The organism is Telluria sp. PB2R4, assembly GCF_059685695.1.
Map to the genome: position 1 here is coordinate 79,291 of NZ_JCASIC010000014.1, position 17,747 is coordinate 97,037.

Sequence of the window (17,747 nt, forward strand, 5' to 3'; positions counted from 1 at the left end):
TTAGTCGCGGAAATTATTAAACGCGAGGGGCAGATCCTGGATGTCCTTGCGCAGCAGGGCCATGGCGGCCTGCAGGTCGTCGCGCTTGGCGCCGGTGACGCGCACCGATTCGCCCTGGATACTGGCCTGCACCTTCATCTTGCTTTCCTTGATCAGCTTGGTGATCTTCTTGGCGTCCTCGGTCTCGATGCCGTTACGCACCTTGATGACCTGCTTGACCTTGTCGCCGCCGATCTTCTCGACCTTGCCTTCGTCGAGGAAGCGCACATCGACCTTGCGCTTGGACATCTTGTTGATGAGGACATCCTTGACCTGGCCGAGCTGGAAGTCGGAATCGGCCAACAGCGTCAGTTCCTTTTCCTTCTGCTCGACATTGGCCGAGCTGCCCTTGAAGTCGAAGCGGGTGGTGATTTCCTTGTTCGACTGTTCGACGGCGTTCTTCACTTCGACCATGTCTGCTTCGCAGACGACATCAAACGATGGCATGGCGGTTTCCTTTTTCTGGGTGATGCATATAGATGAACCCCTCTATTTTAACGGACAACGCCCCTCGGCGGCCACCAGATTTGCCCGTACGGCAACAGCGTGTCCCAAGCTTGCCACTATAATTGTCAAAAACTCCTGTCCCCCTATGCCAGCCGACCTGCCCATCCTCCACGACTTTTCCCTCGCTGCGCTCAACACCTTCCGCATTCCGGCGCGCGCCCGGCACTACCTGCGCGTGACCGGGGCGGCCGAGCTGGACGCGGTACGGCGCGACCCGGTGCTGGGCGGCCTGCCGCGCCTGGTGCTGGGCGGCGGCAGCAACATGCTGTTCACCCGCGACTTCGACGGCATCGTCCTGCACATGGCCGGCCTCGGCAAGGAAGTGCTGGGCGAACAGGGCGGCCGGGTGCTGGTGCGGGCGCAGGCGGGCGAAAACTGGCACGCTTTCGTGCAATGGACGCTGGCCCAGGGCCTGGGCGGACTGGAGAACCTGTCGCTGATCCCGGGTACGGTCGGGGCGGCGCCGATCCAGAACGTGGGGGCGTACGGCACCGAAACCAGGGACGTGTTTCACTCCTTGACTGCCTACGACATGGCCAGTGGCGAAGTGCGCACCCTGGATGCGGCGGCCTGCCGCTTCGCTTACCGCGACAGCCTGTTCAAGCATCCTGAAGGGCGCACCCTGGTGGTGCTGGACGTGACCTTCGCCCTGCCGGCGGATTGGTCCCCCAACCTGCGCTATGCCGAGCTGGCGAAAGCCGTGGAAGAGGGGGGGCAGAGCGCGCCCACGCCGCAGGACGTCGGCCGCACGGTCGAAGCGATCCGGCGCCGCAAGCTGCCCGACCCGGCCGAGATCGGCAACGCGGGCAGCTTCTTCAAGAACCCGGTCGTCACGGCAGGCCATTGCGCGCAGCTGCTGGCGCAATATCCTGCACTGGTGCACCACGCGCAGCCGGACGGCAGCGAGAAGCTGGCGGCCGGCTGGCTGATCGACCAGTGCGGCTGGAAGGGCCGGGCGCTGGGGGCGGCGGGCGTGTACCCGAAGCAGGCGCTGGTGCTGGTCAACCTGGGCCAGGCGACGGGCGAGGATGTGGTGCGGCTGGCGCGCGCGATCCAGGACGACGTGGCGGCCAGGTTCGGCGTGCAACTCGAACCGGAGCCGGTATTCATTTAACGGAGGCTGGCATGATCAAGGCAGTCGTGACGGGCCACAGCCGTGGCCTGGGCGCCGCGGTGGGGGCGGAACTGGTGGCGCGCGGCATTCCCGTGCTGGGACTGGCGCGCGGGCATGCGGAGATTGGCGAGGGCATGGAGCAGGCCGTGGTCGACTTCGGCGACGGCGCCGCACTTGCCTCCTTCCTGGAAGGACATACCCTGGGCAGCTTCCTGGCCGGCGCCGACACGGTGCTGCTGGTGAACAATGCCGGAGTCGTCACGCCGGTGGGGCCGCTGGCCGGGCAGGACCCGGTGGCTGCCCTGCGCGCGGCCACCATCAACGTGGCGGCGCCGCTGGCCTTGTCCGCCGCCCTGGTGCGCGCCGCGCCGCAGGCCGAACGGCGCATCCTGCACGTGTCGAGCGGGGCCGGGCGCAGCGCCTATCCGGGCTGGAGCGTCTACTGCGCCACCAAGGCGGCGCTCGACCAGCATGCGCGCGCCGTGGCGCTGGACGCCGATCCGCGGGTGCGCTGCGTCAGCCTGGCGCCGGGCGTCATCGATACCGACATGCAGGCCGAGATCCGCGCGACGCCGGACACGCGCTTTCCCTTGCGCCAGCGTTTCGTCGACATGAAGGAGAGCGGCGTGCTGGTGACCCCGGGCGCGTGCGCGGCGGCGCTGGTCGATTACTTGCTGGCCAAGGGCTTCGGGCAGGAGCCGGTGGACGACTTGCGCGGCTAGTGTCCTGAATTTGAAGTTCGTTGATGAATCAATGTGGCGAAATCGCCCTGAGACAAGGAACAAAGCACAGCAAGGCCGGGGCCTTGCGCGCATTTGTGACGCCGTTTCAGGGGGATTCTCGCCCACATTTATTCAACGAATCTCGAATTCAGGATACTAGGCCTGCGTCAGCAGGCGTTCGAACTCGGCGGCCGGCAGCGGGCGCGAGAACAGGAAGCCCTGGCCGTAGTCGCAACCCGAGCGGACCAGGCATTCTCGCTGTTCCGTCGTCTCGACGCCCTCGGCGATGACCTTCAGGCCCAGCCTGTGGGCCATGACGATGATGGTGTCGGTGATCGTGCGGCTGAAATTGTCGTGCACCAGTTCGGCGATAAAGGACTGGTCGATCTTCAGGTAATCGATGTCGAGCCGCTTCAGGTAGCTCATCGAGGAATAGCCGGTGCCGAAATCATCGATCGACACCTGCATGCCGCTCGCCTGCAGCGTGCCCAGCTTCGACATCACGTTCTCCGACAGGTTCAGCAGAAGGCTTTCGGTGATCTCGATGTTGATGCAGCGCGGGTTCATGCCGATGGCCTCGAGGTAGCCCGCCCAGTTGGCGCAATCGGTCTGGGCCTGGGTCTGGAACTGGAGCGGCGACTTGTTGATGCTGATCTGGAAGTCGTGGCCCAGCAGTTGCGACCAGTGCAATGCATGGTCGGCCGCGGTACGGAATACCCATTCGCCGATCTCGTGGATCAGGCCGGATTCCTCGGCCACCCCGATGAAGCTATCCGGCGCGAGCATGGTGCCGGAGGCGTGGTGCCAGCGCAGCAGGGCCTCGGCCTTGACGATCGTTCCCGTGGCGAGGTCGACGACCGGCTGGAAGTAGAGTTCGAGCTGCTTGCCCGGCACGGCGTGGCGCAGCTCGGCGAGCAGCTTGAGGCGGCGGATGGCTGCCGCCTGCATGTTCGCTTCGAAAAAAGTCAGCTGGTTGCGCCCGCCCGACTTGGAACGGTACATGGCGTGGTCGGCGTTGCGCATCAGTTCTTCCGGATCGTGCGCGTCGTCGGGGAAGCGGGCGATGCCGATGCTGCCGGCGATGTGCAGCACTTCGGCCCGGATCCGGAAGGGCAGGGCAAGCGCCTCCAGGATGGTCTGCGCGACCGCCTCGACGTGAGTCAGTTCGCCGGCCTCGGTCAGGATCACCGTGAACTCGTCGCCGCCGAGGCGCGCCACCGTGTCGCCCTTGCGCACGCAGCCCTGGATGCGCTGCGCCGCCTCGACCAGCAGCAGGTCGCCGGCGTCGTGGCCGAGCAAATCGTTGACCTCCTTGAAGCGGTCTAGGTCGATGAACAGCAGCGCCACCTGGCCGGTCTCGTCCTCGGCGCGGCGGATCGCCTGTTCCAGGCGGTCGCGGAACAGCGCGCGGTTGGGCAGGCCGGTCAGGGTATCGTAGTGGGCGCGCCGCTCCAGTTTCCGGGTGAACTGGCGGATCGTCTCCTCGCTGTGCTTGCGGCCCGAGATATCGTCGCTGAAGCCGTACCAGATGGTCTCGCCGGCCGCGCCCGCGGTGGGCGTGCCGATCACTTCGCGCCAGCAGTGTTCGCCATTGGGCATCTCGATCTGGAACTCGGCCCGCAGCGCCTGCAGCTGGGAGGCCGAGCGTTCCAGGGCGCGCCGCAGGTGGGCGCGCTGGGCCGGGGCGATACGTTCGGCCAAGCGCTCGAGGTCGGTCTGGATCGCATCCGGGCCGAGACCGAACAGCTGCTCCGCCATGCCGCTGATGAAGGGGCAGGCATAACTGCCGTCCGCATGCCGGACCAGTTCGAACAGGGCGCCGGGCACCTGCTGCGCCAGCCGCGCGAGCCGTTCGTTGCTTTCGGCCAGCGCCTGTCGCATCCGGTAGCTCTCGGTGATGTCGGTGATGGTGCCGATCATGCGCAGCGGCTGGCCCGATGCATCGCGCTCGACGACGCTGCCGCGCGAGCGCACCCGGATCCATTCGCCGGTATAGCGCCGGATGCGGTATTCGCAGGTATAGAGGCTTTCCTCGCCGCTCAGGTAGCGCTCGACGCAGCCGCGCACCTTGAGGACGTCGTCGGTGTGGATGCGGCTGGTCCAGACCAGCGGCGTGGCGCCCTCCAGGCTCTCGGTGACGCCCATGATCTCCTTCCACTTGGCCGAGAAGCTCACCGAATTCTCGTCCATGCGCCAGTCCCAGACACCTTCCCCGGTACCGTCCAGCGCCAGCACCAGGCGTTCTTCCTCGCGCCGCAGCGACTCGGCCAGCCGGCCCTGGGTGGCGAAGGCTTCCTCCAGCGCGCGGTGGGCCTGCTGCAGTTTGTCCTCGCGGTTGATGACGTCGGAAATGTCGTGCACGGTGCCGACCAGGTCGGTGCAATGGCCGTGCGCATCGTACACCGGCGTGATCGACACCCTCCCGACCTTGCGCCCGGCCGGGTAGTCGCTATGCTCTTCCCAGCGCTGGGTCTGGCCGGTGCGGATAGCGGCGCGGTAATGCTCGAGCACGATCGAGAGCGAGGGCTCGGGAATGACCTCGTCGACGGTCTTGCCGATGACCTGCTCGGGCTGCAGGTGGGTTGCCTTGTAGAAGGCCGGATTGACGTAGATGAAGCGGAAGATGTCCGGCTGCTCGACGTCGAGCTGGTAGACGACGTCTTCGATGCTGTTGCAGATGATCGCAATGGCTTCGCCCGCGGCCGGGCGGCCGCGTGCCGCCGGCGGGGCGGCGACGGCGTTACTGCGGCGCGCCTGGGCGCTGCCGGTGTCGGGGTAGGAAGACATGATCGCTCGAATTGGACAGTGCCGGCCACATTCTAGCCCGGAAAAGGAAGCAGGGCAGGTCTGGTGCAACCGGTGACGGCGCCATGAAAAAAGCCGCCCGCAGGCGGCTTCCCGACAACGCGAAACCCTTACTTCCCGCGTGCCGCGCGCGCTTTCGCGGCAATGCGCATGCGCAGCGCGTTCAGCTTGATGAAGCCGCCCGCGTCCGCCTGGTTGTAGGCGCCGCCGTCTTCGTCGAAGGTCGCGATGGTCATGTCGAACAGCGAATCCGTCTTCGAGTCACGCGACACCACGATCACATTGCCCTTGTAGAGCTTCACGCGCACCCAGCCGTTGACGGTGGCCTGGGTATGGTCGATCAGGGTCTGCAGCGCGACGCGTTCCGGCGCCCACCAGTAGCCGTTATAGATCAGCGAAGCGTAACGCGGCATCAGGTCGTCCTTCAGGTGCGCCACTTCGCGGTCCAGCGTGATCGATTCGATCGCACGGTGGGCCTTGAGCATGATGGCGCCGCCCGGGGTCTCGTAGCAGCCGCGCGACTTCATGCCGACGTAGCGATTCTCCACCAGGTCAAGCCGGCCGATGCCGTGCTTGCCGCCCAGGCGGTTCAGCTCGGTCAGCACTTCGGCGGCGCTCATGCGCTTGCCGTTCAGGGCCACGATGTCGCCCTTTTCGTATTCGATGTCGAGGTACTCGGCTTCGTTCGGCGCCTGTTCCGGCGACACGGTCCAGCGCCACATCGATTCCTCGGCTTCCGCGCTCGGGTTTTCCAGGTGCCGGCCTTCGAAGGAGATGTGCAGCAGGTTGGCGTCCATCGAGTAGGGCGCGCCGCCGTTCTTGTGCTTCATGTCGATGTCGATGCCGGCGTCTTCCGCGTACTTCAGCAGCTTCTCGCGCGACAGCAGGTCCCACTCGCGCCACGGGGCGATGATCTTGACGTCGGGTTTCAGCGCATAGGCGCCCAGCTCGAAACGCACCTGGTCGTTGCCCTTGCCGGTGGCGCCGTGCGAGATGGCGTCGGCGCCGGTTTTGTTGGCGATCTCGATCAGGCGCTTGGCGATCAGCGGACGCGCGATCGAGGTGCCCAGCAGGTATTCGCCTTCATAGACGGTGTTCGCGCGGAACATCGGGAACACGAAGTCGCGCACGAATTCTTCGCGCACGTCGTCAATGTAGATGTTTTCCGGCTTGATGCCGAACTTGATCGCCTTGGCGCGCGCAGGCTCCAGTTCTTCGCCCTGGCCGAGGTCGGCGGTGAAGGTGACGATTTCGCAGTTGTAGTGATCCTGCAGCCATTTCAGGATGACCGAGGTGTCGAGGCCGCCGGAGTAGGCAAGGACTACTTTTTTAATGTCGCTCATGGAAGATTCCAGTAGGGAGGGGAGGTGGGGTCGGGATGGTCAGCCGGCCCGCTGTTGGAAACAACGGGGCCGACGATCAAGCACAGGTGGGTAAAAAAATCAGTTGTCTTTAATGCGTCCCAGCAGCAGGTATTCGATCAGCGCCTTCTGCACGTGCAGGCGGTTTTCCGCCTCGTCCCAGACGACCGACTGCGGGCCGTCGATGACCTCGGCGGCGACCTCCTCGCCGCGGTGGGCCGGCAGGCAGTGCATGAACAGGGCATCCGGGACGGCGCGCGCCATCTTGGCGCCGTCCACGATGAAGCCGTCGAAGGCCTTGAGGCGCTCGGCGTTTTCCTTTTCGTAGCCCATGCTGGTCCAGACGTCGGTATTGACCAGGTGCGCGCCTTCGCAGGCATCGGATGGGTTGTCGAACAGGGTAAAGCGTTGCGTGGACACCAGCGACGGGTCCATTTCATAGCCCTTCGGGGTTGCCACGTTCAGGTGGAAACCGAACACCTCGGCCGCCTGCAGCCACGAGTACAGCATGTTGTTGGCATCGCCGATCCAGGCCACCGTCTTGCCGGCGATCGGGCCGCGGTGCTCGTAGAAGGTGAAGATGTCGGCCAGCACCTGGCAGGGATGGTGTTCGTTGGTCAGGCCGTTGATCACCGGGACGCGCGAGTTGGCCGCGAAGCGTTCGATGATCTCCTGGCCGAAGGTGCGCACCATGATGATGTCGCACATGCGCGACATGACCTGGCCCGCGTCTTCCACCGGCTCGCCGCGCCCCAGCTGGCTGTCGCGCGTGTTCAGGTAGATCGCGGCGCCGCCCAGCTGGTGCATGCCGGCTTCGAAACTCAGGCGGGTGCGGGTCGAGCTCTTCTCGAACACCATCACAAGGGTGCGGTCGACCAGCGGGTGGTACACCTCGTAGGCCTTGAACTTGCGCTTGATGACCTTGGCGCGCTCGATGACGTACTCGAATTCATCCAGGGAGAAATCGGAGAACTGCAGGAAATGCTTGATGGGCTTTGCGACTGGCATATCGTCTTTGCTTTACTGTTATCCCTTGAATTATAAGGGCTTTTGCTTTCCGTTAGGGAAACCGCTGTTTTTCGTAGGGTGGGCGGCTTCGCCGCCCACGCGTTCAACTGTCGGATGCTCTACCGCTGCGCAAGCCGGAGTTGAACGCGTGGGCGTTTGTAAGTCCGGGCATTGCCCGAAATTACCCTGCCCACCCGACGAAAGCATATCCGTTCCGGGCTAATACAGCGTCTGGGAAGACTCGTGCAGCAGCTGCGCATACAGCTGGTGCCGCATCTTCGCGATCTTGCCTTCGCCCACGGCGCCCAGCACCGCGCAACTAGGCTCGGCCAGGTGGCGGCAGTTGTAGTACTTGCAGCCACCGAGGTAGGGCTTGAATTCCACGAAGGCCCGCTCCAGCATCCCTTCCGTCAGGTGGTACAGGCCGAATTCCTGGAAGCCGGGCGAATCGATGATCGCAGCCCTGGTGGACGAAGCATCGGGCAACCAGTACAAGCGCGTAAACGTGGTCGTGTGCTTGCCGGTATCGAGCGCTTCCGAGATCTCGCGCACCGCGATGTCCGCATCCGGCACCAGCAGGTTGATGAGCGACGACTTGCCCATGCCCGACTGGCCGATGAAGATCGACGATTGCCCGGCGAGGAGCGGCATCAGGGTCTCGACCGCGTGCTGGGGGCGCTCGCGGGCCGACAATTCGTGCACCGGGTAACCGAGCGAGGCATACAGCCCGGCGCGTTCGCGGGCGCGTGCCAGGGGCTCCTCGACGTCGACCTTGTTCAGGATGATGTGGGCCTCGATGCCGGCCGCCTCGGCCGCCACCAGCGAGCGCGAGACCAGGTCGTCCGCGAACCCCGGTTCGGTGGCCACCACGATGAACAGGCGCGAGATGTTCGCCGCCAGCAGTTTCGATTTGTACTGGTCCGAGCGGTAGAGCAGGGTGCTACGGTCGGCGATCTTCTCGATCACGGCCTGGTTGTTCGAGGTGCGCTGGAGGTGCACGATGTCGCCCACCGCCACGTTGGTCTTCTTGCCGCGCGTGACGCACTGCAGTTTCTCGCCGTTGGCGTCGGCCAGGTAGTGGCGGCCGTGCGCCGCGATGATGGTAGCGGTCAAGTCACTCATGCGCCGCCCCGCTGCGAATACAGCGCGTCGGCTTTCGCCGCGCAGATGAAGTCGTTCTGGCTCAGCGCGTTGCCGGCCGAGTGCGTGGTGTAGCTGACCGTGCAGCGGCGCCAGGCCACCAGCATGTCGGGATGGTGGTTTTCGGCTTCGGCCATGCCCGCCAGCGCATTCACGAAGTCGATGGTGGCGCGGTAGCTCGCGAACCTGAATTCGCGCGCGATCGTGCCGCCGGCGGCCTGCCAGTCCGGCACGTCGGCCAGGCGGGCCTGGATGCCTGCGGGGTCCAGTGCCGGTGCGCCGTGGACGCAATGTTGGTCGAGAAGAGTCATGCTGCCGCCATCGTCAGGTGTTTCACCCGTACCGAAGCCGGCGGGTGCGAATCGTAAAAGGCTGAATGCAAGGGGTCCGGGGTCAGGGTCGAGGCGTTGTCCTCGTACATCTTGACCAGGGCCGAGACCAGGTGGCTGCTTGCGGTGTGTCTGGCGGCGAAGGCGTCGGCCTCGAATTCGTGCTTGCGCGAGGTGATGGAATTGAGCGGCGACAGCACGAAGGTAAATACCGGCAGCACCAGCGCGAACAGGATCAGGGCCATGCCGTCGTTCGAGGCGTTCATCATCGGCAGCACGCCCAGGCCGGTGTAGAACCAGGCCCGGGTCTTCAGGTAGCCCAGCAGGGCCAGGAAACCGAGCGACAGCGCGAAGATCACGACGATGCGCTTGACGATGTGGCGCAGCTTGAAGTGGCCCAGCTCGTGCGCCAGCACGGCTTCGATCTCGTGCGGGTCGAGGCGCGCCAGCAGGGTGTCGAAGAAGACGATGCGCTTGTTGGCCCCAAAACCGGAGAAGTAGGCGTTGCCGTGCGCGCTGCGCTTGCTGCCGTCCATCACGAACAGGCCTTTCGAGGCAAAGCCGACGCGCGCCATCAGCGCTTCGATGCGCTCCTTGAGACTCATGTCGTCGAGCGGAGTGAACTTGTTGAACATCGGCGCGATCACGGTCGGATAGAGCACCATCATCAGGAGCTGGAAGCCGCTCCACACGCACCAGGCCCACAGCCACCACAGGTCGCCGCTCTTCTCCATCAGCGCCAGGATCACCCACAGCAGCGGCAGGCCGATCACGGCGCCGACCAGCATGCCCTTCACCATATCGGCGATCCACAGGCCGGGCGTCATCTTGTTGAAGCCGAAGCGCTGCTCCAGCACGAACTGGCGGTACCAGTCGAAGGGCAGGTCGAGCAGGCTGGAAAGCACCACGAACGCCACCACCAGCGCCATCTGGTGCGCCATGCCGGGGCCGGTGACGCCGAGCAGGGACATGGACAGCGCCTGCAGCCCGCCCAGCAGGGTAAAGCCGATCAGCACCACGCCGCCCCACAGCATCGACACGACGCCGAGCCGGGTCTTGGCCACCGTGTAGTCGGCCGCCTTCTGGTGCGCCGCGAGCGGCACCTTTGGCGCAAACTCGGCCGGGACGCTGGCGCGGTGGCGCAGCACGTGCCGGATGTGGCGGTTGGCCAGCCAGAAGCGCACGCCCAAGGTCAGCGCAAAGAAAACGACGAACAATACCGAAAACCCGAGTGAAGACATTCTGTGCCTGTGAGAAAATGCAGGATTACGCAATAGAGAAGAGAGAATTATGTCACAAGCTACACAAACCGAAGGCGCCGCCGCCGTGCGCCCGAATGAATTCAACCTGGTCTGGCTCGACATGGAAATGACCGGCCTCGACCCCGATAATGACCGCATCATCGAAGTCGCCGTGGTGGTCACCGACCCGGAGCTGAACATCATTGCCGAAGGCCCGGTGTTCGCGATCCACCAGTCGGACGAGACGCTGGACAAGATGGACAACTGGAACAAGGGCACCCACGGCAAGTCGGGCCTGATCGACCGCGTCAAGGCCTCGACCGTCACCGAAGCCCAGGCCGAACTGGAACTGATCGCCTTCCTGAAAAAATACGTCCCGGCCAACAAGTCGCCGATGTGCGGCAACTCGATCTGCCAGGACCGCCGCTTCATGGCGCGCGGCATGCCGAAGCTGGAAGCCTTCTTCCACTACCGTAACCTGGACGTGTCGACCCTGAAGGAGCTGTGCCGCCGCTGGAAACCGGAGCTGGCATCCGGTTTCAAGAAGCACCAGAAGCACACGGCGCTGGCCGACATCAATGAGTCGATCGAGGAACTGCGCTACTACCGCGAACACTTCATCAAACTGTGATGCGTAAACTGTAATATGCAAGTGGCGCCTGTTTTGCAAAATGCACTACAGGCAACAAAAGCTGTGCGACAATCGGCCATGGCCTCTCCACTGCACACCGGACCCGATGGCGATGGCGGCATGCGCACGAGCATCCGCCGCCATGCGTGGTCCCAGACCCCGCTCGGTCCGATCGAAGGCTGGCCGCCGGCCCTGCGCACGGCGGTCGACATGATGCTGCATTCGGCCTTCCCCATGTTCCTGGCGTGGGGGCCGGACCTGATCTTCCTCTATAACGACGCCTACGTGCCGCTGCTCGGGCAGAAGCACGGACGCGCGCTGGGCGAACGCTTCTGCGACCTGTGGTCCGAGGTCTGGAAGGAGATGGTCCCGCTGATCGACCGCGCCCTGTCGGGCAAGCCGGTGTACTTCGAGGACATGCCGATGACGGTGGTGCGGCGCGGCTACCCGGAGCGCGCCACCTTCACTTTCTCGCATGCTCCGCTGATCGGCGACGACGGCCAGGTGGCGGGCCTGTTCTGCACCGTGATGGAGACCACGCGCCGCGTCGCCGCCGAGCGCCGCGCGGCCTTCGAGCTGACCGTGTCGGATGCGCTGCGGCCGCTGGCCTCGAGCGAGGAGGTGATTGCCACCGCCAGCGCGCTGCTGGGCGGCGAGCTGCACGCGGGCCGGGTGGTCTACGCCGAGATGGTCGACGCCACCGGACGGCTGTCGGCGCCGCGCTGGTGGGCGCGCGACGACCGCAAACGCTTGCGGGCCGATCTACAGCCGCGCTTCAGCCTCGACGAATTCGGGCCCGCAGTCGGAGCCGCGCTGCGTGCCGGCGACGTGGTACGCATCCACGACACCGCGCGCGACGTACGCACCATCGGCTACCGCAGCGCCTACGTCGCCGACGGGATCGGGTCGATGCTGGTGGTGCCGCTGGTGAAGTCGGGTCGTCTCACGGCCTGCCTGGGCATCGACTGCCCCCAGCCGCGCTACTGGAGCGAGGACGATATGCAACTGGCGCGCGACCTTGCCGAGCGCACCTGGGCCGCGGCCGAAACCGCGCGCGCCCAGGCCGAGCTGCGCGCGGAACGCGACCGCAGCCGCCACATCTTCGACACCATCGCCGAAGGTTTCGCGGTGCTCGACGCCGACTGGAACATCGTCGAAATGAACGCCGAAGGCCTGCGTCTGAGCCGCGGCAGCGCGGACCAGATCATCGGACGCAACCACTGGGAAGTGTTCCCGCAAACGGTCGACATGGACGTCGGCCGCATGTACCGGGAGGTGATGCGCACCCGGGTGGCCTCGGCCGCCATCTACGGTTATACCTATCCCGACGGCGAGCGGACCTGGATCGAGGTGCGCGCCTATCCGATGCAGGACGGCAGCATCGCGTCCTTCTTCCGCGACATCACCGACCGCAAGCTGGCCGAGGAAAAGCTGGTCGAGGCGGACCGCCGCAAGGACGAGTTCCTGGCCATGCTGGCGCACGAGCTGCGCAACCCGCTGGCGCCGATCAGCGCCGCCGCCGAGCTGCTGCGCATCGGGCCGCTGGAAGAAGCGCGGGTACGCCAGAACAGCAACATCATCGGACGCCAGGTGCGCCACATGACGCGCCTGGTGGACGACCTGCTGGACGTCTCGCGCGTCACGCGCGGCCTGATCACCCTGGAACGGGCCCGGGTCGGCATGCGCGCGGTGGTGCAGGAAGCGGTGGAGCAGGTCAGGCCCATGATCGAGGCGAGGCGTCAGCGCCTGTCGGTGCGCCTGCCGCCGTCCTGGGCGCAGGTCGAAGGAGACAAGGCGCGCCTGGTGCAGGTGGTGGCCAACGTGCTCGGCAACGCCACCAAGTACACGCCGGAAGCCTGCGCGATCGATCTGCGCGCCGAGGTGCTGGCAAAGGGCGACAACAGCGCGCTGGTGATCAGCGTGCGCGACGAGGGCATCGGCATGGAGCGCGAGCTCACCGAACGCGTGTTCGACCTGTTCACGCAGGCCGCACGTTCGTCCGACCGCTCCCAGGGCGGGCTGGGCCTGGGCCTGGCGCTGGTGCGCAACCTGGTCGAGCTGCATGGCGGGACGGCCGGCTGCTCCAGCCCGGGACTGGGCAAGGGCAGCACCTTCGCGATCACCTTGCCGCTAATGCAGGACGCGGTTCCGGAGGCAGCGCCGGAGCCTGGCGCGCCAGGCAGGGATGCCGGGGCGCCGCAGCCCTTGAAAGTGCTGGTGGTGGACGACAACGTGGATGCGGCCGAGACGCTCGGCCTGCTGCTGGCGGCGCACGGACACGAAGTGGTGGTCGAGCACGATCCGCTGCGCGCGCTCGAGCGGGCGCGCAGCAGCACGCCGGACGTCTGCCTGCTCGACATCGGCCTGCCCGGCATCGACGGCCGCGAACTGGCGCGGCGCCTGCGCGCCCAGCCCGAGACGGCGCAGGCCGTGCTGGTGGCGGTCACCGGCTACGGCCAGCAACAAGACCGCGACCGGACCCGCGAGGCCGGCTTCCAGCACCACCTGGTCAAGCCGCTCGACTTCGAGCTGCTTGTGCGCCTGCTGGACGACGTGCGTCCCGTGGGCGCCTTGCCGCAGGACGCGTAGGGGTTCAGCGCATCTGGGTGTAGTTGACCGGAATGAAGCGGTAGCCCTTGCCTTCGCTGCGCAGGTAACCCATGCCCGGGAACTGCAGGTGGGCGCCGCCGATCAGGTAGCCGCCCTTGGCCGCGGCGTCGAATTCCTTCTTGCGCGCCGCCGCCGCGGCCTTCTGGTCGCTGTCGAACTGGATGGTCACGGCGGGATTCGCCATCTGCACCGCCGCCACGTGGATCAGGTCACCGATCAGCAGCAGCTTCTGGCCGCCGCTTTCCACCATGTAGGTGGTGTGGCCGGGAGTGTGGGCGCCGGTCGGATTGCTGCGGATGCCCGGCACCAGCTCGGCGCTGCCTTCGAAGGGCTTGAAGCGGCCCGCCTTCACGTAGGGGCCGAGGGCGGCCTGTGCGGCCTGGAAGCCGCCCTTGTCCTTGGACTTGTCCATGTTCGCCTGGCTCAGCCAGTAATCCGATTCGGCCTTGTTGGCGCGCACCACCGCGTTCGGGAATACGACGGCTGCGTCCTTGACCAGGCCGCCGACGTGGTCGCCGTGGAAATGGGTGATATAGATCTCGTCGATCTGGTCCGGCTTGTAGCCGGCGGCCTGCATGTTGGCGACCAGCTTGCCGAGGGTCGGGCCGAAGAAGCTGCCGGCGCCGCTGTCGATCAGCACCAGCTTGCTCCCGGTGTTGACCAGGTAGGCATTGTCCGAGGTTTCCAGCGGCGACTTCAGGTGGGCCGCGCCGAGGGCGGCGGCGGTCTTTTTCGCATCCTGGGCCAGCAGCTGGTCGACCGGCAGGTCCACCGTGCCGTCCGACAGCGGGGTGATCTCGAACTGGCCGAGCATGATGCGGCTGTAGCCCGGGGCCGGGGTCTTGGCCATCGGCGCGGCGGCGAAGGCGGCGCTGGCGAAGCAGGCGGCGCTGAGGGCAATGGCGAGCAAGCTGCGTTGTTGGATTGTTTTCATCGCGGGTCCTTGTTGTGTGGTTTTAGCATTGCACATGCTACATGATTGCCTACGGGAATACCCACTGCCGGCATGGGGGAAACGCGGTTTCGCAAGCTGTGGTGTAATGGCAAGTTCCATTGTTGCAAAACGAATCCATGTTCTCGTCACTCCTGGAGAGACTGCAGCGCCTGCGCCCGGCCGGCCCGACTTCCCTCACGCACCAGGTGCCCGCCGCGCTCGGCGCCCTGGCGGCGCTCCTCCTGACCACCCTGGTCAGCCGCGCCGCCCTGGACGCCGCCGCCGCGCCCTTGCTACCCTATTCGCTTCCCTTCCTGATCGCACCGATGGCCGCCTCGGCCGTACTGCTGTTCTGCCTGCCGGCGGCGCCGCTGGCCCAGCCCTGGCCCGTCATCGGCGGCAACGTCGTGTCGGCGCTGGTCGGCGTGGCCTGCGCCCAGGCGGCCGACCCATTGGTGGCAGCGCCCCTGGCGGGCGGCCTGGCGATCGCGGCGATGGCCTCGCTGCGCTGCCTGCATCCGCCGGGCGGGGCGGTGGCCGTGACCGCCGTGCTGGGCGGGGCGGCGGTGCAGCAGGCCGGCTTCTGGTTCGTGCTGGCGCCGGTCGGGCTCAATTCGGTGCTGATGGTGCTGGGCGCGATCGCCTGGAACAACCTGGCGGGACACCGCTATCCGCATGTGCAGCCGGCGGCCCGCCCGCCCGAGGAAAAGGCCGGCTTCGCCCGGGAAGACCTGGATGCTGCGCTGGACAGCTACGGCGAGACGCTCGACGTCAGCCGCGACGACCTGGCCACGATCTTTGCCGAGACCGAACAGCGCGCGGCCGAGCGCCGGGCGCGCAGGAATCAACTGAGCAGCTGCGGCGAACTTGCGCATCCCGTGCCCGCCAGCTTGAGCCCGGACATGCCGCTGGCGACGGCGCGTGCGCTGCTGGTACGGCACGGCGTGCCGGCGCTGCCGGTGGTGGACGCCGCCGGCTGCCCGATCGGGGTGCTCAGCATGGCGGGCCTGGTGGCGGCGGGCGGCGCCGCCAGCCGTCCCTTGCCGGCGCGCGCGCGCCGTGCGACGGCGCTGCTGTTCGGGCGCGACACGGTGCCGACCGTCGGCCAGCTGATCGAGCCCGACTTCGTCGCCGTGCGCAGCGCGGCGCCGGTGACGGCGCTGCTCACGCGCTTCCATGAAGGCGCGAAGCAGGTGTTCGTGGTGGATGAAGAGGGCAGGCTGGCCGGGATGGTGCAGCCGGGGGATTTGCTGGTGGGGCTGGAGCTGGGGTTGATGGACGCGGCTGCTTGACGCTAACGGGCTATTCACCTGTGCGTTGACCGCGTGGGCAAGAAACTTGCCCACCCTACAAGTGCGGGGTTCGTAGGGTGGGCGGATTTTCCGCCCACGCGTTCAAGCGGCCGTGCCGATGCCGCGAAAGGCGTCAGTTCGTCTCGGCCCCGCAGCACTTCTTGTACTTCTTGCCGCTGCCGCAAGGGCAGTCGTCATTGCGCCCGACCTTCGGTTCCTCGCGCTTGACGGTGTCGACCGCGCCTTTGCGCAGCGGCAGCCAGTAGCGGTAGATGGCCGGGATATTCGCTTCGATCTCCAGCGCCAGCCCATGCGCCTTGCGCGGGTCTTCGACTTCCGGCAGCTCGGCTTCGTCGATCTCGTCGGCGCCGAGCAGGTAGATCGGGCGCATCAGTTCGGCGACCTCGGACTTCCAGACCGGCTCCCAGGAACCGGGGCGCAGCTCCATGCCTTCCCAGAAGCCCCAGCACCAGGCTTCGGCGTCGATCAGGTTCTCGCCATTGATCTCGTGTTCGCAGAACAGCGGCTCGAATTCCTTCGGCGCGGCTTCGAAGGTGATCAGGACTTCGTTCATGAAGCGCATGATCAGGTTGAGGATGCGCTGTTCTTCCTTCGGGTTCTTCCAGCTTGGGGCCTGCTTGCCGTCCTGGCCCCAGACCCGCGGCAGCCACTCGGCCGGCATGATGGTTTCCGGGCCGATCGCGATCGCGGTCAGGTAACCGTGCAGGGTGTCCATCGTCATCGCGTCCTCGGGGGAGCGGTCGGACAGCAGGAACTGGTCGAGTTCGTCGAATTCTTTGTCGCTGAGGGGTTCGTCGAGATGCATGTGGGGCTCTTGTTGCGTTTTGAAGGCGCCAGTGTAACGCCTGCGGGCCTGAAGGGCACGGAAAACGTGTGGTGACACCGTCACCCTTCAGGCCTGCAAAGCTCAGCCCTTACTTCCTGGCCGCGAACGCTTTCACCAGCGCATCCGCCGCATACTGCTCGGCCTCCTTCGCCTTCCCCACCACCGCGCCCATGCCGAAGAATTCGTGCGCCACGCCGTTCCACGCGCGGTAGGCGACCGGCACGCCATCCTTTTGCAGCTTGTCCGCATACGCCTTGCCTTCGGTGAGCAGCGGGTCGATCTCGGCCGCGACGATGGTCGCCGGCGGCAGGCCCTTGAGCGACGCGGCCTTCATCGGCAGCGCATAAGGGTTCTTCGGATCACCGCCGTAGTGCTTGAAGAACCAGCCCATCATCGCCTTGTTGAGCGGCTTGGCGTTGGCGTTGCGCTTGTAGGACGCATTGTTCATGTCGTCGTTCACCACCGGATAGACCAGCAGCTGGTGCAGCGGCAGCTGGGCCTTGCGGTCGCGCGCCATCATCGACACCACGGTCGCCAGGTTGCCGCCGGCCGACTCGCCGCCGACCGCGATGCGGGCCGGATCGCCGTTGAACTCGCGCGCATGTTCGATCGTCCACAGGTAGGCCGCATAGGCGTCTTCCGGCGCGGTGGGGAAGGTGTGCTCGGGCGCCTGGCGGTAATCGACCGATACCATGATGGCCTTGGCCATCTTGGCGAGGGCGCGCGGCGAGGCCTCGTACACCTTGGTGTCGGCGATCACGAAGCCGCCGCCATGGTAGTACACCATCACCGGGAAGGGACCAGCCCCCTCCGGCGTGAAGATGTGGACCGGGATGCTGCCGCCCTTGACGGCGACCGTCATCGTCTTCATGGTCACGCCCGGTTCGGGCGCGGTGTTCTTGCCCATGTCGGTCAAGACTTTCTTGACGGCGTCGGCCGGCGTGGGCTGCTTGCGTGCCTCGGCCGGGGTGAGTTTCTCGATCGGTTTCGGATTCAGCGCGGCATGGGCGTCGAGCACCTTCTGCATGTCGGCGTCGGCCTTGGGCGGCTGTGGCGACTGGGCCTTGGCTACGTTCCAGACGAGGGCGGCGGCAATCGCCGTCAGCGCCAGGGGAATCGCTTTCTTCATCTTGTATTCCTTATACAGGCCGTATGCCACGCGATTGC

Annotated in this window: 15 protein-coding genes; 5 read left to right on the forward strand and 10 right to left on the reverse strand. The window is 66.0% G+C overall.

Annotated features, from left to right (window positions below; genetic code table 11):
• Positions 1-486: a YajQ family cyclic di-GMP-binding protein gene (locus AC56LU_RS20435; protein WP_497177449.1), complete on the reverse strand. Its 486-nt coding sequence runs from the start codon at positions 484-486 to the stop codon at positions 1-3.
• Between the two features lie 145 nt (positions 487-631).
• Here AC56LU_RS20435 and murB point away from each other — a divergent pair, with 145 nt between their 5' ends.
• A complete protein-coding gene (gene murB, locus AC56LU_RS20440) occupies positions 632-1,660 on the forward strand; it encodes a UDP-N-acetylmuramate dehydrogenase (protein WP_497177450.1) in 1,029 nt (342 codons plus the stop codon).
• 11 nt (positions 1,661-1,671) lie between these two features.
• On the forward strand, positions 1,672-2,382 hold the full coding sequence (locus tag AC56LU_RS20445; RefSeq protein WP_497177451.1) for an SDR family oxidoreductase: 711 nt from the start codon (positions 1,672-1,674) through the stop codon (positions 2,380-2,382).
• Between the two features lie 156 nt (positions 2,383-2,538).
• On the opposite strand, the gene AC56LU_RS20450 is transcribed toward AC56LU_RS20445, so the two are convergent.
• From AC56LU_RS20450 to AC56LU_RS20475, 6 genes are all read right to left on the reverse strand, one after another.
• Complete coding sequence (locus tag AC56LU_RS20450) at positions 2,539-5,169, reverse strand: sensor domain-containing protein (RefSeq protein ID WP_497177452.1); 2,631 nt, start codon at positions 5,167-5,169, stop codon at positions 2,539-2,541.
• Between the two features lie 128 nt (positions 5,170-5,297).
• A complete protein-coding gene (locus tag AC56LU_RS20455) occupies positions 5,298-6,530 on the reverse strand; it encodes an argininosuccinate synthase (protein ID WP_497177453.1) in 1,233 nt (410 codons plus the stop codon).
• 99 nt (positions 6,531-6,629) lie between these two features.
• Complete coding sequence (gene argF / locus AC56LU_RS20460) at positions 6,630-7,556, reverse strand: ornithine carbamoyltransferase (RefSeq protein WP_497177454.1); 927 nt, start codon at positions 7,554-7,556, stop codon at positions 6,630-6,632.
• A 219-nt stretch (positions 7,557-7,775) separates the two neighbouring features.
• A complete protein-coding gene (gene rsgA / locus AC56LU_RS20465; protein ID WP_497177455.1) occupies positions 7,776-8,678 on the reverse strand; it encodes a ribosome small subunit-dependent GTPase A in 903 nt (300 codons plus the stop codon).
• A complete protein-coding gene (locus AC56LU_RS20470) occupies positions 8,675-9,007 on the reverse strand; it encodes a 4a-hydroxytetrahydrobiopterin dehydratase (RefSeq protein ID WP_497177456.1) in 333 nt (110 codons plus the stop codon). The genes rsgA and AC56LU_RS20470 overlap by 4 nt, the downstream gene beginning before the upstream one ends.
• Complete coding sequence (locus AC56LU_RS20475) at positions 9,004-10,266, reverse strand: M48 family metallopeptidase (protein WP_497177457.1); 1,263 nt, start codon at positions 10,264-10,266, stop codon at positions 9,004-9,006. Before AC56LU_RS20475 ends, AC56LU_RS20470 begins: the two co-directional genes overlap by 4 nt.
• A 49-nt stretch (positions 10,267-10,315) precedes the next feature.
• Between AC56LU_RS20475 and orn the strand changes: the two genes are divergently transcribed.
• Positions 10,316-10,897, forward strand: coding sequence for an oligoribonuclease (orn, locus tag AC56LU_RS20480; protein WP_497177458.1), 582 nt, complete (start codon positions 10,316-10,318; stop codon positions 10,895-10,897).
• 78 nt (positions 10,898-10,975) lie between these two features.
• Positions 10,976-13,486, forward strand: a complete 2,511-nt coding sequence (locus tag AC56LU_RS20485; protein WP_497177459.1) for a hybrid sensor histidine kinase/response regulator — start codon at positions 10,976-10,978, stop codon at positions 13,484-13,486.
• A 4-nt stretch (positions 13,487-13,490) separates the two neighbouring features.
• On the opposite strand, the gene AC56LU_RS20490 is transcribed toward AC56LU_RS20485, so the two are convergent.
• Positions 13,491-14,441 carry an MBL fold metallo-hydrolase gene (locus AC56LU_RS20490; RefSeq protein ID WP_497177460.1) on the reverse strand — a complete coding sequence of 317 codons (951 nt, stop codon included), beginning with the start codon at positions 14,439-14,441 and terminating at the stop codon, positions 13,491-13,493.
• Positions 14,442-14,578: 137 nt separating this feature from the next.
• Between AC56LU_RS20490 and AC56LU_RS20495 the strand changes: the two genes are divergently transcribed.
• Positions 14,579-15,733, forward strand: coding sequence for an HPP family protein (locus tag AC56LU_RS20495; RefSeq protein WP_497177461.1), 1,155 nt, complete (start codon positions 14,579-14,581; stop codon positions 15,731-15,733).
• Between the two features lie 133 nt (positions 15,734-15,866).
• Here AC56LU_RS20495 and AC56LU_RS20500 read toward each other — a convergent pair whose 3' ends face one another.
• Complete coding sequence (locus AC56LU_RS20500) at positions 15,867-16,559, reverse strand: UPF0149 family protein (protein ID WP_497177462.1); 693 nt, start codon at positions 16,557-16,559, stop codon at positions 15,867-15,869.
• 109 nt (positions 16,560-16,668) lie between these two features.
• Positions 16,669-17,709 (reverse strand): alpha/beta hydrolase, encoded by a 1,041-nt coding sequence (locus AC56LU_RS20505; RefSeq protein ID WP_497177463.1) that lies wholly within the window; start codon positions 17,707-17,709, stop codon positions 16,669-16,671.
• Positions 17,710-17,747 lie beyond the last annotated feature (38 nt).

What these genes read in the sequence shown, in the direction of transcription:
- AC56LU_RS20435 (WP_497177449.1), bottom strand. Translation starts at nt 486, where the DNA reads ATGCCATCGTTTGATGTCGTCTGCGAAGCAGACATGGTCGAAGTGAAG.
- murB (WP_497177450.1), top strand. Translation starts at nt 632, where the DNA reads ATGCCAGCCGACCTGCCCATCCTCCACGACTTTTCCCTCGCTGCGCTC.
- AC56LU_RS20445 (WP_497177451.1), top strand. Translation starts at nt 1,672, where the DNA reads ATGATCAAGGCAGTCGTGACGGGCCACAGCCGTGGCCTGGGCGCCGCG.
- AC56LU_RS20450 (WP_497177452.1), bottom strand. Translation starts at nt 5,169, where the DNA reads ATGTCTTCCTACCCCGACACCGGCAGCGCCCAGGCGCGCCGCAGTAAC.
- AC56LU_RS20455 (WP_497177453.1), bottom strand. Translation starts at nt 6,530, where the DNA reads ATGAGCGACATTAAAAAAGTAGTCCTTGCCTACTCCGGCGGCCTCGAC.
- argF (WP_497177454.1), bottom strand. Translation starts at nt 7,556, where the DNA reads ATGCCAGTCGCAAAGCCCATCAAGCATTTCCTGCAGTTCTCCGATTTC.
- rsgA (WP_497177455.1), bottom strand. Translation starts at nt 8,678, where the DNA reads ATGAGTGACTTGACCGCTACCATCATCGCGGCGCACGGCCGCCACTAC.
- AC56LU_RS20470 (WP_497177456.1), bottom strand. Translation starts at nt 9,007, where the DNA reads ATGACTCTTCTCGACCAACATTGCGTCCACGGCGCACCGGCACTGGAC.
- AC56LU_RS20475 (WP_497177457.1), bottom strand. Translation starts at nt 10,266, where the DNA reads ATGTCTTCACTCGGGTTTTCGGTATTGTTCGTCGTTTTCTTTGCGCTG.
- orn (WP_497177458.1), top strand. Translation starts at nt 10,316, where the DNA reads ATGTCACAAGCTACACAAACCGAAGGCGCCGCCGCCGTGCGCCCGAAT.
- AC56LU_RS20485 (WP_497177459.1), top strand. Translation starts at nt 10,976, where the DNA reads ATGGCCTCTCCACTGCACACCGGACCCGATGGCGATGGCGGCATGCGC.
- AC56LU_RS20490 (WP_497177460.1), bottom strand. Translation starts at nt 14,441, where the DNA reads ATGAAAACAATCCAACAACGCAGCTTGCTCGCCATTGCCCTCAGCGCC.
- AC56LU_RS20495 (WP_497177461.1), top strand. Translation starts at nt 14,579, where the DNA reads ATGTTCTCGTCACTCCTGGAGAGACTGCAGCGCCTGCGCCCGGCCGGC.
- AC56LU_RS20500 (WP_497177462.1), bottom strand. Translation starts at nt 16,559, where the DNA reads ATGCATCTCGACGAACCCCTCAGCGACAAAGAATTCGACGAACTCGAC.
- AC56LU_RS20505 (WP_497177463.1), bottom strand. Translation starts at nt 17,709, where the DNA reads ATGAAGAAAGCGATTCCCCTGGCGCTGACGGCGATTGCCGCCGCCCTC.